The following is a 14,600-nucleotide window of genomic DNA, read 5'->3' on the forward strand; positions in this document are numbered from 1 at the left end:
GGCCGCATGAGCAGGACGATGAGACCTGTGCTCCCCGAGGTGAACATGGAGGACGTCGCGCGGCGCGCCGGCGTCTCGATCGCCACCGTCTCGCGCGCCCTGCGCGGCGTCCCGGGCGTCAGCCCGCGCACCCGCGACAAGGTGCTGGCCGCCGCCGACGAGCTGGCCTACGTCGTCTCCCCCGCGGCCTCGAGCCTCTCCGGCGGGGCGACGGGCCGCGTCGCGGTGGTCGTGCCGAAGCTCGACTCGTGGTTCTCCTCCACGATGATGGCCAGCATCGAGACCGCGGTGCGCGGCGGCGACCGCGACGTGCTGGTCTACCAGGTCGACGGCCGCGAGCAGCGCAGCCGGTTCTTCCGCGACCTGCCCACGCGCCGCAAGGTCGACGCCGTCGTCCTGGTCTCCCTGCCGCTGGAGGCCGAGGAGGAGGACCGCCTCGACCTCATCGGGGTGGAGGTCGTCGTCGCCGGCGCCCGGCTGCGCGACTACCCCTTCGTCGAGGTCGACGACGTCGCCATCGCCCGCACCGCGGTGCAGCACCTCATCGACCTCGGCCACACGCGCATCGGCATGATCCGCACCAGCGACACCGACGGCGCCCGCTGGACCAGCGACCTGCACCGCTGCCAGGGCTACACCGACAAGCTCGAGGAGCACGGCCTCGGCGAGCCGATGCTGGTCACCGAGGCCTACGGCGTGCACGCCGGCGCCCGCGGCATCGCCCGCCTGCTCGACCGGCCCGACCCGCCGACGGCCGTCTTCTGCTACTCCGACGACATCGCCGTCAGCGCCTACCGCGAGGCGATCCGCCGCGGGCTGCGGGTGCCGGAGGACCTCTCCCTCATCGCCGTCGACGGCAACCCGCTCGCCGAGGTCTTCGACATCACCACCGTCGACCAGCACGCCAGCACCCAGGCGCGCATCGCCGGGGAGATGACGCTGCGGCTGCTGGCCGGGGAGATCCTCGAGGAGACCGGGCACATGGTCGAGTTCACCCTCGTGCGCCGCGCCTCCACCGGCCCGCCGCCGGGCTGACGCCGGACCGACGCCGGACTGGCGCGCGCCGTCCCCGTCGGCGGCCGTAGCATGAGGGCTCGTGACCAGTGCGACGTCCGGCCCCGAGTTCCGCTACTCCGACCTCCTGCCCACCGGCACCGACGAGACGCCGTACCGGCTGATCACCACCGAGGGCGTCTCCACCGTCGAGGTCGACGGCCAGACCTTCCTCAAGGTGGCGCCCGAGGCGATCCAGCGGCTCACCGCCGAGGCGATGCACGACATCAGCCACTTCCTGCGGCCCGCGCACCTCGCGCAGCTGCGCCGGATCATCGACGACCCCGAGGCGTCGGGCAACGACCGCTTCGTCGCGCTCGACCTCCTCAAGAACGTCAACATCTCCGCCGGCGGCGTGCTGCCGATGTGCCAGGACACCGGCACCGCGATCGTCATGGGCAAGAAGTCCGAGGGCGTGCTCACCGGCGTCGACGACGGCGAGTGGATCAGCCGCGGCGTGTACGACGCCTACACCAGGCTGAACCTGCGCTACTCCCAGCTCGCGCCGCTCACCACGTACGAGGAGAAGAACACCGGCACCAACCTGCCGGCGCAGATCGAGCTCTACTCCACCCCGCAGACCTCCGGGAAGCCGGAGTACAAGTTCCTCTTCATGGCCAAGGGCGGCGGCTCGGCCAACAAGTCCTTCCTCTTCCAGGAGACCAAGGCGGTGCTCAACCCCGAGCGCCTCCTGCAGTTCCTCGACGAGAAGATCCGCTCGCTCGGCACCGCGGCCTGCCCGCCGTACCACCTGGCGATCGTCATCGGCGGCACCAGCGCGGAGTTCGCGCTCAAGACCGCCAAGTACGCCTCGGCGCACTACCTCGACGCGCTGCCCACCGAGGGCTCGATGAGCGCCCACGGCTTCCGCGACCTCGAGCTGGAGGAGCAGGTCTTCGAGCTCACCCAGTCCTTCGGCATCGGCGCGCAGTTCGGCGGCAAGTACTTCTGCCACGACGTCCGCGTCGTGCGTCTGCCGCGTCACGGCGCCTCCTGCCCCGTGGCCATCGCGGTGTCGTGCTCGGCCGACCGCCAGGCGCTGGGCAAGATCACGCCCGAGGGCGTCTTCCTCGAGCAGCTCGAGATGGACCCCGCGCAGTACATGCCCGACGCCGGCGTCGCCGAGGACATCGCCGGCGGCGAGGTCGTGCAGGTCGACCTCAACCGGCCGATGAGCGAGATCCTCGCCCAGCTGAGCCAGTACCCCGTCAAGACCCGCCTCTCGCTGACCGGCCCGCTGGTCGTGGCCCGCGACATCGCGCACGCCAAGATCAAGGAGCGCCTCGACGCCGGCGAGCCGATGCCCGACTACCTCAAGAACCACCCGGTCTACTACGCCGGCCCGGCCAAGACGCCCGAGGGCATGGCGTCGGGCTCCTTCGGCCCGACGACGGCCGGCCGCATGGACTCCTACGTCGCGCAGTTCCAGGCCGCGGGCGGCTCCATGGTGATGCTCGCCAAGGGCAACCGCTCCAAGCAGGTCACCGAGGCGTGCGCCGCGCACGGCGGCTTCTACCTCGGCTCGATCGGCGGCCCCGCCGCCCGCCTGGCCCAGGACTGCATCAAGAGCCAGGAGGTCATCGAGTACCCCGAGCTCGGCATGGAGGCCGTGTGGCGCATCGAGGTCGAGGACTTCCCCGCCTTCATCGTCGTCGACGACAAGGGCGAGGACTTCTTCACCGACCCGTCGGGCACCGTGACGGTGCCGATCTCGGGCCTGCGGGTGCGCTCGGCGGAGTGAGCCCCGCCGAGCGCGGCTGGCGAGCCCTCAGCAGCTGCGCTTGAGGGTGGCCGAGCGCTCGGTCCACGCCGACCAGGCGTCGCTGGACGTGGCGCGGGCGCGCGCCTGCAGCGTGATGCGCACGGTGCCGCCGCAGGCGACCGACGTCGTGCGGTAGGTGGCCGAGCCGCCCTTGGCGAGCGTGTCGACCGCGGTGGTCTTGGTGGCGCCGGCGCCGACCTTGTAGCGCAGGCGCACCTGGCGGTCGCCGGTGTTGGCGGCCTCGTCGCCGGCCGAGCGGCGGAACTGCACGTAGACCCGCGGCTGGCTGGTGGTCGGCGGGGCGATGCGGGCCTTCACGCCGTACGCGCTGGTGCTGTAGGGCGAGTAGACGACGGCGGCGTCGGCCGCGCCGAGCGGCACGAGGGCGACGAGGGTCGCCGCGGCGGCGAGCGGTGCGAGGCGGGCGGTGCGGATGCGGGCCATGGGTCTGCCTTCGGTCGGGTGGAGGGAGCAGCGCCAGCGTAGACGCCGCGACGGCGCGGCTCGGCTAGGTTCTGCGCCATGCCGCCCGTCGAGATCGCCCGCGCCGACACCGAGCGCGGCGAGCTGGTGCTGAGCCGCCGCGAGGACGGCGCGCTGGAGCTGCGGGCCAACGGGGTGTTCGTGATGGACACCGTCGAGACCTCCACCGAGCGGGCGCTGGCCTCGCTGGCGCTGGGCCTGTGCGTCGAGCCGCGGGAGGTGCTCGCCGGCGGGCTGGGGCTGGGCTTCACGCTGGCCGCGGTGCTGGAGGACGCACGCGTCGAGCGGTGCACCGTCGTCGAGATCGAGCCCGACCTGGTGGCCTGGCTGCGCGACGGCGTGGTCGAGCACGGACGCGCGCTGCTGGCGCAGCCGCGGGTGCGGGTGGTCGTCGACGACGTCACCCGGGCCCTCGACGCCGCCGCACCGGCGTCCTACGACCTCGTCCTGCTCGACGTCGACAACGGCCCCGACCACCTCGTGCACGACGCCAACGCCGCGCTCTACGGCGCCCCGTTCCTGCAGCGGCTGCGGCCCGCGGTGCGCGCCGGCGGCGTCGTCGCCATCTGGTCGGCGGCCCGGACGGCGGCGCTGGCGGCGACCGTCGAAGAGGCCTTCGGGGCCGTCGAGGAGCTCGGCTACGACGTGCTCCTGGGCACCCGGAAGGAGACCTACTGGCTCTACGTCGCGCGAGTAGCGTCGGGAGCGTGAGCACCGACCCCGCAGACCCCGCCACCTCCGACCAGCAGCACCGGATCGAGCACGACAGCATGGGGGAGGTGCGGGTCCCCCGCGACGCGCTGTGGCGGGCGCAGACCCAGCGGGCGGTCGAGAACTTCCCGATCAGCGGCACCCCGCTGGAGCCCGCGCTGATCCACGCCATCGGCCAGGTCAAGGCCGCGGCCGCCGACGTCAACGCCTCCCTCGGCGTGCTCGACCCCGCGCAGGCCGCCGCCATCGCCGACGCCGCCCGGGCGGTCGCCCGCGGCGAGCACGACGACGCCTTCCCGATCGACGTCTTCCAGACCGGCTCGGGCACCAGCTCGAACATGAACGCCAACGAGGTGATCGCCACTCTCGCCGGCCGGGCCGGCGTCGAGGTGCACCCCAACGACCACGTCAACGCCAGCCAGTCGAGCAACGACACCTTCCCCACCGCCATCCACGTGGCCGCGGCCACCGCCGTCGTCGAGCACCTGCAGCCGGCGCTGCGCGAGCTCGCGGCGTCGCTGGAGGCGAAGGCCGCGGAGTTCGCCGACGTCGTGAAGTCCGGGCGCACCCACCTCATGGACGCCACGCCGGTCACCCTCGGCCAGGAGATGGGCGGGTACGCCGCCACCGTGCGCTACGCCGTCGAGCGCCTCGACGCCGTGCTCCCCCGCGTCCGCGAGCTGCCGCTGGGCGGCACGGCCGTCGGCACCGGCATCAACACCCCGCCGGGGTTCTCGGCGGCGGTGATCGCCGCGATCGGCGAGGCCACCGGCCAGCCCTTCACCGAGGCCCGCGACCACTTCGAGGCCCAGGGCACCCGCGACTCCCTCGTCGAGCTCTCCGGCGTGCTGCGCACGATCGCCGTCGGGCTCACCAAGATCTGCAACGACCTGCGCTGGATGTCGTCGGGCCCGACGACCGGCCTGGCCGAGATCCACCTGCCCGATCTGCAGCCGGGCTCGAGCATCATGCCGGGCAAGGTGAACCCGGTGCTCCCGGAGGCCACGCTCATGGTGTGCGCCCAGGTCGTCGGCAACGACGCCGCGGTCACCCTGGCCGGCGCGTCGGGCAGCTTCGAGCTCAACGTCGCGATGCCCGTGATCGCCCGCAACGTGCTGGAGTCGGTGCGGCTCCTCGGCGCCGTGGCGCCGCTGCTGGCGCACCGCTGCATCGACGGCATCACCGCGAACGTCGAGCGGATGCGCGCCTACGCGGAGTCCTCGCCCTCGATCGTCACGCCGCTCAACCGGTTTCTCGGCTACGAGGCCGCGGCCGGCATCGCGAAGAAGGCCCTGGCCGACGGCGCCACGATCCGCGAGACCGTGCTGGCGCTCGGCTACGTCGACCGCGGCGAGATCAGCCTCGCCGACCTCGACGCCGCCCTCGACGTCACCTCGATGACCCACCCCTGACGCGGGCCCCGACCCGCGCGCCGACGACGCCGACCGCGCCCACCGCGATCGACAGGCCGGCCAGGAGCGTCAGCGGTCCGCTCGGACCCCCGACCTCAGGGAGGCGGCGCCCAGCCGACGCGTCGGCGACGTCGCCGACGTCGCCCTCACCGCTCTCCGCGGCCACGCCGGGGCTCGCGACCGGCCCGGAGCCGCCTCCCGCCGTCCCGACGCCGCCGTCGGCCATCGGGCAGGGCAGCGGGCCCGGCGAGGCCGGGTCGTCGGTCGGCTCGTCGGTCGGCTCGTCGGTCGGCTCGTCGGTCGGCTCGTCCGTCGGCTCGTCCGTCGCGACGTCGGTCGGCTCGTCCGTCGGCTCGTCCGTCGCGACGTCGGTGGGCTCGTCGGTCGCCGTCTCCGTCGGGTCGTCCGTCGGCTCGTCGGTCGCCGTCCCCGTCGGGTCGTCGGAGGGCTCGTCGATCATGCCCCCGGACGGGTCCGGGCAGACGCAGGCGCCGGCGGTGGGCACGTCGGTGGGCTCGTCGGTGGGCTCGTCAGCAGGCCCCTCGGCAGGCTCGGCGCTCAAGACGTCGCCGGGACCCTCGCTCCCCTGCACGACGCAGGTCAGGGGCGGCGTGGTCGGCTCCTCCGCCGAGGCGGCGGGAGCGCCGATCAGGGCGACGGCGGAGAGGAGCGCCGCCAGGGTCAGCCGCACGGGCACACGGGGACGCGACATGGCCGCACCTTCCGACGAGGGACGCCGCGGCGAGCACCGCGGCGCGCTCGCACGCTAGCGCCGGCTCAGGGCGTCGGCGAGCAGGTCTGGGCCACTGGAACCGACCGGGGCTCCCGCACGTCGCGGGGCCCCGAGCGTCGGGTGGATCAGTACCAGCCGTTGCTCTCGCTGTGCGCCCAGGCGCCGCAGGGGCTGCCGTAGCGGTCCTGGATGTAGCCCAGGCCCCAGCGGATCTGGGTCTCGGGGTTGGTGGCCCAGTCGGCGCCGGCCGAGGCCATCTTCGCGCCCGGCAGCGCCTGCGGGATGCCGTAGGCGCTGGATGAGGGGTTGTCGGCGTTGACGCGCCAGCCCGACTCGCGGGTCCACAGCGAGTCGAGGCAGGTGAACTGGTCGGCGCCGAAGCCGAACTCCGGCAGCAGCGACTGCGCGATCTCGCGCGGGTCGGTGGGCGTGATCCGGACGGTGCGGGTGACGGCGCGGCCCGAGGCCTGCGAGAGGGCGGCGGCCTTCTGCGGCACCGCGGCGCTGGAGGAGCTCGTGGACCGGGACGTCGCGGCCGAGGAGCTCGCGCGGTCGACGCCGCTGCGCGAGAGCGAGGCGCTGCGGTCGGCGACGTCGTCAGCCAGCGCCTCCTTGGCGGCGGCCGACAGCGTGGGACGCGCGGCCTGGAGGTCGGCGGCGGCCGGGGCGGGGTCCGAGCCGTCGGAGCCGAGGATGCCCCCGGTGACGGTGACGCCGGTGACCGCGACGGACGAGAGCACCAGCGTGGTGCGGACGGCCTTCTGCGGAACCTGGCTGAGGCGGGACGGCGGTGCGGGGGCGCGGTGCTTCGCGACGTGCTTCGCGTGCTTCGACAAGTCGGTATCTCACGTGAGGCGGCAGATGGACAGCGGCGCTTCGGTGCGGCCAGACCCGCGATGGGTCCGGACCACCCTGCATGACCATCCAAGGGCATGCAAACCGAACACCCCAGGTGTCCGGTACCTGTCACGGGCAGCCCCCGGACTCCTGACCACATGCGTCACATGCGTCACGGCCGGGGAGGACGCGCCGGGCGTCCTCCCCGACCGTGCGGCGGAGGGGTGCTGCGAGGACCTGCGAGGAACGGGTCAGACGACGACGTTCTCCAGCATCTCGGTGACCAGCGCCGCGATCTGGCTGCGCTCGGAGCGGGTGAGCGTGACGTGGGCGAACAGGGGGTGGCCCTTGAGCCGCTCGATGACCGCGATGACGCCGTCGTGGCGGCCGACCCGCAGGTTGTCGCGCTGGGCGACGTCGTGGGTGAGCACGACCTTGGAGTTGGCGCCGATGCGCGAGAGCACGGTGAGCAGCACGTTGCGCTCCAGCGACTGCGCCTCGTCGACGATCACGAAGGCGTCGTGCAGCGAGCGGCCGCGGATGTGGGTGAGCGGCAGCACCTCGAGCAGGCCGCGCGCGAGCACCTCCTCGATCACCTCGGGGCTGGTGATCGCGCCGAGGGTGTCGAAGACCGCCTGGGCCCAGGGCGACATCTTCTCCGACTCCGAGCCGGGCAGGTAGCCGAGCTCCTGGCCGCCGACGGCGTAGAGCGGACGGAACACGACGACCTTCTTGTGCTGGCCCCGCTCGAGGGTGGCCTCGAGGCCGGCGCACAGCGCGAGGGCCGACTTGCCGGTGCCGGCGCGGCCGCCGAGGGAGACGATGCCGACCTCGGGGTCGAGCAGCATCTCCAGGGCGATGCGCTGCTCGGCGGAGCGGCCGTGCAGCCCGAAGGCGTCGCGGTCGCCGCGCACGAGGTGCACCTGCTTGTCGGCGCCGACGCGGCCCAGCGCCGTGCCGCGGTCGGAGAGCAGCACCAGGCCCTGGTGGCACGGCAGCTCGCGGGCCTCGGCGAGGTCGAGGACGCCCTCGTCGTAGAGCGCGTCGAGCTCGGTGGCGGGCACCTCGAGCTCGGCCATGCCGGAGTAGCCGGTGTCGGAGTCGGCGATGGTCTCGCCGCGGTACTCCTGGGCGTCCAGGCCCACCGCGGAGGCCTTGATCCGCAGCGGCAGGTCCTTGGAGACCAGCGTGACGTCGGCGCCCTCCTCGGAGAGGTTGTGGGCGACGGCGAGGATGCGGGTGTCGTTGTCGCCGAGCCGGAAGCCGGAGGGCAGCGTGGAGGAGTCGGTGTGGTTGAGCTCGACGCGCAGCGTGCCGCCCTCGTCGGTGACGGGGATCGGCTCGTCGAGGCGGCCGTGCTGCACCCGCAGGTCGTCGAGGGCGCGCAGGGCGGAGCGGGCGAAGTAGCCCAGCTCCGGGTGGTGTCGCTTGCCCTCGAGCTCGGTGATCACGACCACCGGCAGGACCACCTCGTGCTCGGCGAACCGACGCAGTGCGCCGGGATCGGCGAGCAGCACGCTGGTGTCGAGGACGTAGGTGCGCACGACCGTCGGGGAGGACGCGGTGTCCTCCGCCTTCGGGGTGCGGCCGGCGGACCGGGTGCTCTTCGCCTGGGACGTCGCCATGTCAGGTCAACCCCTCACCGACCGGCGCGCGCACTCCCCGCCCCGGCCTACTGCTCTCGCGTGGACCAGGAGGGCGCTCGACGACCGGAGTGCCGGTCGGCGACGCAGCACGGCACCGGGCCGGTCTGCGTGCGGTCGTTGGATGACAACGGCTTCGAGCCTCCAGGTACGTCGGGCTTCCCCACCCGTCGATGTCGACGACGGTACGCCCGCCCCGGGCCGCACAACGGTGACACGCCGGGCGCGGGTGTGACGTCGCGGTTAACAGTTCCCCCGCGGTGCCGGCGTCGCGAGGAGCGGGTCAGACGCCGTAGCGGCGCTCGCGCTGGGCGTAGGCCCGGATGGCGCGCAGGAAGTCGACGCGGCGGAAGTCGGGCCAGTAGGCCTCGCAGAAGTAGAACTCCGACTTCGCGCTCTGCCAGAGCAGGAACCCGCCGAGCCGCTGCTCGCCGGAGGTGCGGATGACGAGGTCGGGGTCGGGCTGGCCGCGGGTGTAGAGGTGCTCGGAGATGTGCTCGACGTCGAGGGTCGCCGCGAGCTCCTCGAGGCTGGTGCCGCGGGCGGCGTGCTCGGTGAGCAGGGAGCGCACGGCGTCGGCGATCTCGCGGCGTCCGCCGTAGCCGACGGCGATGTTCACCAGGATGCCGTCGACGTCGCGGGTGGCCTCCTCGGCCGCCTTGAGACGCGCGGTGGTGCGGGCCGGCAGGAGGTCGAGCGCGCCGACCGGGTGCAGCCGCCACCGGCCGGTGTCGGCGAGGGAGGCCACGGCCTCCTCGATGATCTCCAGGAGCGGCTCGAGCTCCTCGGCGGGCCGGTTGAGGTTGTCGGTGGAGAGCAGCCACAGCGTGACGACCTGGATGCCGACCTCGTCGCACCAGCCCAGCAGCGGCTCGATGTTCGCGGCGCCGGCGCGGTGGCCGTGCGCGGTGTCGCGTCCGACGGCCTTGGCCCAGCGCCGGTTGCCGTCGAGCATGACGCCGACGTGGCGCGGCAGGCTGTCGGGCATCCGCCTCAGCAGACGCGCCTCGTAGGCCGGGTAGATCACCCGTCGCACTCCGCGTCTCCAGTCGGCCACGGGAGCAGGCTACGACGATCCGGGGCCGCGCGCCGACCCCGCCGCCGCGTGCCGGCGGGCTCGCGGTCGGGCCACGCGGGGAGCGCGCCGCGCTGTCCTCGGATCCACAGGCCCGGCACAACGAGAGACTGGTCTCGTCTCACCCCGCCGGGCGGTCGGAGCAGGTACCGTCGTGCCCATGAGCAACTCGATCCCCGAGGCCGTCCGCTCCGGCTTCGACGCCGTCGCCGAGGCCGTGCACGGCGCCGTCGCCGACGTCAAGCCGCGTCTGCGCGGCTGGCTGCACCTCGGCATCGCGCCGCTGACCCTCGCCGCCGGCATCGTCCTGATCGTGCTCTCGCCCAACGCCACCACCCGCATCGGCTCGGCGCTGTTCACCGGCTCCGCGCTCGTGCTGTTCACCGTGTCGGCGGTCTACCACACCGGCACCTGGTCGCCGCGCACGTGGGCGTTCCTGCGGCGCTTCGACCACTCGAACATCTTCCTGCTCATCGCGGGCAGCTACACCCCGTTCGCGCTGATCCTGCTCGACGGCGCCGCGCGCCTGACGCTGCTGAGCGTCGTGTGGACCGGCGCGATCCTCGGCGTCGGCTTCCGGATCTTCTGGACCGACGCCCCCCGCTGGCTCTACACCCCGATCTACATCGCCCTGGGCTGGGCCGCGGTGTTCTTCATCCCGCAGTTCCTCTCCGGCGCCACCCGCCTCGGCACCGGCATCGGCATCGCGACCTTCGTCCTGATCGTCACCGGCGGCGCGCTCTACACCCTCGGCGGCGTCGTCTACGGCTTCAAGCGGCCCAACCCGTGGCCGCGCTGGTTCGGCTTCCACGAGGTGTTCCACACCTTCACGATCCTGGCGTTCGTCACGCACTACGTCGGCGTCTCGCTGGCCACCTACGCGCTGAGGTGACCACCGCGCAGGAGTGGCTCGACTCCTTCGCCCTGGCCGTCCGCACCCGCGACCTCGACGCCGGTCGCCGCCTCTTCGCCGACGACGTCGCCGGCTTCGGCACCGTCACACCGCGCTACCGCGGCCTGGACGCCCTGGTCGCCGAGCAGTGGTCGCAGGTCTGGGGCCGCACCCGCGGATTCGCCTTCGACCCCGGCGTCGAGCTCTGGGGCGCTGACGGGGTCACCGGGCTCACGGGGGTCGCCGCCACCTGGAGCTCGGTCGCGGACGACGCTACGGCGGCGACGCGTCGCGGGCGGGTCACCTTCCTCCTCCGCCGGGCGGCGGACGGCGGCCTGCGGGCGGTCCACTCGCACTTCTCGATGGACCCCGGCACCGCGGCCTGAGCCCGTGATCTCCTACTACGCCTGCACCCGGCACGGCTACACGATGGGGCGGCTCGTGGAGGCCTGCCCGGATCTGCTGGCCGAGCACACGGTGATCCACGGCTACAGCCGCCTGCGCACGCGCGCACCGGCGGCGCCGGGCGTGCACGTCCTCACCGACTTCGAGCGGCTGCGCTCCGACGAGCTCGCCGTGGTGGGACGGCTCCACGCCGCTCTCGCCGACCGTCCGGGGGTGCGGGTGCTCGGCGATCCCTCGCGCTGGCTGGACCGCCCCGCCCTGCTCGACCGGCTGCACCGGGCCGGCGTCAACGAGTTCCGCGCCCATCGGCTGAGCGATCTCGAGGGATCGAGCGGAGCGGCCGTGCGCTACCCCGCGTTCCTGCGCTGGGCCGATGACCACGGCGGGAGCCTGGGCGAGCCGGTCGTCGACCGGGCCGGGCTCGACGCCGCGATCTCGCGCGTGGCGGCCCAGGAGGGTCGTCGCTGGCGGCGGCGACGCGCGCACCTGCTGATCGTCGAGCAGGTCGACCCCCGCGGGTCCGACGGCCTCTACCGCAAGTACTCGATGGCGCGGATCGGCGACCACCTCGTGCCGCGTCACGTGCTCTTCAGCCGTGACGCCTGGGTCACCAAGCACCCGGACGTCGTCACCGCGGCCACGGCGCAGGAGGAGGCGTCCTTCGTCGACTCCGCACCCGACACCGCCCTGATCGCGGGGGCCTTCGAGCTGGCCGGGATCGAGTACGGCCGCATCGACTACGGCTACGTCGACGGTCGCCCGCAGATCTGGGAGATCAACACCAACCCGATGCTGACGCCCGGCGAGGACCCCCATCCCCTGCGCGCGGCCAGCCAGCAGCACTCGATCCGGAAGGTCGCCGAGGCCCTGCGTCACCTCGACCTCGACGCGGTCGCCTCGCTCCCCCTCGGCCCAGCCGAGGCGACCGGGCAGGCGACCGCCGAGTCGACCGGGCAGGCGCCCCTGCTGCGCTGGCGCGACCGGTGGCGGTGGGACGCGGTGCGCCCCCTCACGGTCGCGCGCGACCGGACCCGCGCCTGACCCCCGTCCACCCCTTCACCCGGAACGAGAACGCGTTCTAGGGTGGGACGCATGTCTGCGACCCCTGCCACCGCGACCGTCGAGGGCACCTGCGCCCCCGGATTCGAGCCCCTGCGCGACCTGCTCTCGGCGAACCTCGGCACCGGCGCCGACGCCGGCGCCTCGCTGAGCCTGATCCGCGACGGCGTGGTGCTCGTCGACCTCTGGGGCGGGGAGGCGCGTCCCGGTGAGCCCTGGCGCGAGGACACCCTCGTGCAGGTCTGGTCGGTCACCAAGACCATGGCGGCGCTGACGGTGCTCGTGCTCGCCGAGCGCGGCGACATCGACCTCGACGCCCCCGTGGCGCGCTACTGGCCGGAGTTCGCGGCCGGCGGCAAGGAGGGCGTCCTCGTGCGCCACCTGCTCAGCCACACCTCGGGCCTGGCCGGGTGGACCGAGAGGATCACCATGGACGACCTGCTCGACCTCCCCCGCGCCAACGCCCTGCTGGCCGCGCAGGAGCCCTGGTGGGAGCCCGGCACCGGATCGGGCTACCACATGGTCTGCTACGGCCACCTGCTCGACGGGCTGGTGCGCGGTGCCACCGGCCGCACCCTCGCCGAGCAGTTCGACGCCCTGCTCGCCGGCCCGCTCGAGGCCGACTTCCACCTCGGCGTGCCGGAGTCCGAGCTCGGCCGGTGCGCCGACCAGATCCCGCCGCCGCCCGGCGGCATCGACTTCTCCGCCCTCCCGCCGGACAACCTGCTGCTGCGCACCCTGGTGAACCCCGTCCTCGACATCGGCGGGGCCTGCAACCAGGCGCCCTGGCGCACGACGTCGGTGGCCGGCGCCAACGGCCACGGCAACGCCCGCTCGGTGGCGCGCGTGCAGGCGCTGGTCTCCCACGGCGGCGAGCTCGACGGCGTCCGGCTGCTCTCCCCCGCCCTCGTCGAGCGGCTGCTGGAGGTGCAGGCCGAGGGCGTCGACCCCGTGCTCCTGCAGCCCACGCGCTGGGGCCTCGGCTACAGCCTTCCGGTGCCGGCGTCGGCACCGGCGATCCCCGAGGGGCGGGTGCTGTGGTGGACCGGCTACGGCGGGTCGATCGTCGTCAACGACCTCGACCGCCGCGTCACCTTCGCCTACGCCATGAACCGGCTGCACCAGCACTTCATGGCCTCGCCGCGCACGGACGCCTACGTGCGCACGGCGTGGGAGTGCCTGGACGGAGCGTCGGCGTGAGCGCCCCGCGGGTCTGCGTCATCGGGGCCGGCTGCTCGGGCATCACCACGGCCAAGCGGCTCCAGGACCACGGCATCGCCTACGACCAGTTCGAGCTCTCCGACGAGGTGGGCGGCAACTGGTACTTCAAGAACCCCAACGGCCGCTCGTCGGTCTACGAGTCGTTGCACATCGACACCTCCACGACCCGCCTTCAGTTCGAGGAGTTCCCGGCGCCGGCGGACTGGCCGCACTTCCCGCACCACACCCTCATCCATCGCTACTTCCAGGACTACGTGGCCCACTTCGGGCTGCGCGAGGCGATCACGTTCGGCGTCGGCGTCGAGCGCGCCGCCCGGGCCGACGACGGCGGCTGGGACGTCACCCTCACCACCGGGGAGACCCGTCACTACACCGATCTCGTCGTCGCCAACGGCCACCACTGGAAGCCGCGGATGCCCCAGTGGCCCGGCCACTTCGACGGCGACCTGATCCACTCCCACCACTACCTCTCCCCCTTCGAGCCGGTCGAGATGCGGGGCAAGCGGGTGATCGTCGTCGGCATGGGCAACTCCGCCATGGACATCGCCAGCGAGCTGTCGTTCCCCTGGATGGCGCAGCGGCTCTACGTCTCCGCGCGCCGCGGGGTGTGGGTGCTGCCGAAGTACCGCGGCGGCCAGCCGGCCGACAAGGTGATGGCGCCGCCGGACATCCCGAAGGAGCAGGCGCTGGCGGCCTCGCGCCAGCTGATCCGCGACCTCGTCGGCTCGATGTCGACCTACGGCCTGCCCGAGCCCGACCACGAGCCGCTGGCCGCCCACCCGTCGGTGAGCGCCGACTTCCTCACCAAGGCCGGCTCCGGCGACCTGGAGATGATCGGCGCCATCGAGCGGCTCGACGGGCGCACCGTGCACCTGGCCGACGGCGGGCGGGTCGACGACGTCGACGTCATCGTCTGCGCCTCCGGCTACGAGATGAGCTTCCCGTTCTTCGACGACGCCGAGACCGACCTCCACCCCGACAGCGAGCACCGCTACCCGCTGTTCAAGCGGGTGCTCAAGCCCGGCGTCGACCACCTGTTCTTCGCCGGACTCGCGCAGTCGTCGCCGACGATCGTCAACCTGGCCGAGCAGCAGTCGCACCTCATCGCCGGGGTCATCGACGGCTCGTACGCGCTGCCCTCGGTGGAGGAGCAGGTGCGGATCATGCGCGCCGACGAGGCGGCCCACCTCGAGCAGTACTACGACGCCCCGCGGCACACCATCCAGATCGACTTCGGGCGCTACTGCCTCGACCTGCACGCCGAGCTGGCGGCGGGCCGGGAGCGGGCGTCAGGCGGGGTCGTGCCGGCGTAGC

Annotated in this window: 14 protein-coding genes; 9 read left to right on the plus strand and 5 right to left on the minus strand. The window is 73.3% G+C overall.

Translation table 11 applies throughout. The features are described from left to right. Positions 1–18: 18 nt before the first annotated feature. A complete protein-coding gene (locus tag ACZDWJ_RS13410; protein ID WP_463521468.1) occupies positions 19–1,035 on the plus strand; it encodes a LacI family DNA-binding transcriptional regulator in 1,017 nt (338 codons plus the stop codon). Positions 1,036–1,096: 61 nt separating this feature from the next. Continuing rightward, complete coding sequence (locus ACZDWJ_RS13415) at positions 1,097–2,794, plus strand: fumarate hydratase (RefSeq protein WP_463521469.1); 1,698 nt, start codon at positions 1,097–1,099, stop codon at positions 2,792–2,794. 27 nt (positions 2,795–2,821) lie between these two features. Here the strand turns inward: ACZDWJ_RS13415 and ACZDWJ_RS13420 are convergent, their stop codons facing one another. Continuing rightward, positions 2,822–3,259: a hypothetical protein gene (locus ACZDWJ_RS13420; RefSeq protein ID WP_463521470.1), complete on the minus strand. Its 438-nt coding sequence runs from the start codon at positions 3,257–3,259 to the stop codon at positions 2,822–2,824. A gap of 78 nt (positions 3,260–3,337) precedes the next feature. On the opposite strand from ACZDWJ_RS13420, the gene ACZDWJ_RS13425 reads away from it, so the two are divergent. Further along, positions 3,338–4,009, plus strand: coding sequence for a spermine/spermidine synthase domain-containing protein (locus ACZDWJ_RS13425; protein WP_463521471.1), 672 nt, complete (start codon positions 3,338–3,340; stop codon positions 4,007–4,009). 59 nt (positions 4,010–4,068) lie between these two features. Beyond that, entirely contained in the window at positions 4,069–5,421 is a 1,353-nt protein-coding gene (locus ACZDWJ_RS13430; RefSeq protein WP_463521534.1) for a class II fumarate hydratase, read from the plus strand. On the opposite strand, the gene ACZDWJ_RS13435 is transcribed toward ACZDWJ_RS13430, so the two are convergent. From ACZDWJ_RS13435 to ACZDWJ_RS13450, 4 genes are all read right to left on the minus strand, one after another. Continuing rightward, positions 5,399–6,133 (minus strand): hypothetical protein, encoded by a 735-nt coding sequence (locus tag ACZDWJ_RS13435; protein ID WP_463521472.1) that lies wholly within the window; start codon positions 6,131–6,133, stop codon positions 5,399–5,401. The genes ACZDWJ_RS13430 and ACZDWJ_RS13435 overlap by 23 nt on opposite strands. Positions 6,134–6,279: 146 nt before the next feature. Beyond that, the gene (locus ACZDWJ_RS13440; RefSeq protein ID WP_463521473.1) at positions 6,280–6,990 is read right to left on the minus strand and encodes an aggregation-promoting factor C-terminal-like domain-containing protein; all 711 of its coding nucleotides are present in this window, start codon (positions 6,988–6,990) and stop codon (positions 6,280–6,282) included. A 252-nt stretch (positions 6,991–7,242) separates the two neighbouring features. Further along, the gene (locus ACZDWJ_RS13445) at positions 7,243–8,616 is read right to left on the minus strand and encodes a PhoH family protein (RefSeq protein WP_463521474.1); all 1,374 of its coding nucleotides are present in this window, start codon (positions 8,614–8,616) and stop codon (positions 7,243–7,245) included. Between the two features lie 301 nt (positions 8,617–8,917). Beyond that, positions 8,918–9,691, minus strand: coding sequence for an isoprenyl transferase (locus ACZDWJ_RS13450; RefSeq protein WP_463521475.1), 774 nt, complete (start codon positions 9,689–9,691; stop codon positions 8,918–8,920). A 178-nt stretch (positions 9,692–9,869) separates the two neighbouring features. Here ACZDWJ_RS13450 and trhA point away from each other — a divergent pair, with 178 nt between their 5' ends. Genes trhA through ACZDWJ_RS13475 form a run of 5 tightly spaced genes read left to right on the plus strand, consistent with a single transcriptional unit; the run spans position 9,870 to position 14,599 of the window. Beyond that, positions 9,870–10,601 (plus strand): PAQR family membrane homeostasis protein TrhA, encoded by a 732-nt coding sequence (gene trhA / locus ACZDWJ_RS13455; RefSeq protein WP_463521476.1) that lies wholly within the window; start codon positions 9,870–9,872, stop codon positions 10,599–10,601. After that, positions 10,598–10,987, plus strand: a complete 390-nt coding sequence (locus tag ACZDWJ_RS13460; RefSeq protein ID WP_463521477.1) for a YybH family protein — start codon at positions 10,598–10,600, stop codon at positions 10,985–10,987. Before trhA ends, ACZDWJ_RS13460 begins: the two co-directional genes overlap by 4 nt. Before the next feature lie 4 nt (positions 10,988–10,991). Then, on the plus strand, positions 10,992–12,047 hold the full coding sequence (locus tag ACZDWJ_RS13465; RefSeq protein WP_463521478.1) for a hypothetical protein: 1,056 nt from the start codon (positions 10,992–10,994) through the stop codon (positions 12,045–12,047). A gap of 51 nt (positions 12,048–12,098) precedes the next feature. Beyond that, the gene (locus ACZDWJ_RS13470; protein WP_463521479.1) at positions 12,099–13,265 is read left to right on the plus strand and encodes a serine hydrolase domain-containing protein; all 1,167 of its coding nucleotides are present in this window, start codon (positions 12,099–12,101) and stop codon (positions 13,263–13,265) included. Further along, positions 13,262–14,599, plus strand: a complete 1,338-nt coding sequence (locus ACZDWJ_RS13475) for a flavin-containing monooxygenase (RefSeq protein WP_463521480.1) — start codon at positions 13,262–13,264, stop codon at positions 14,597–14,599. Before ACZDWJ_RS13470 ends, ACZDWJ_RS13475 begins: the two co-directional genes overlap by 4 nt. Position 14,600: the final 1 nt, after the last annotated feature.

Source organism: Nocardioides sp. B129/18 (genome assembly GCF_055282735.1).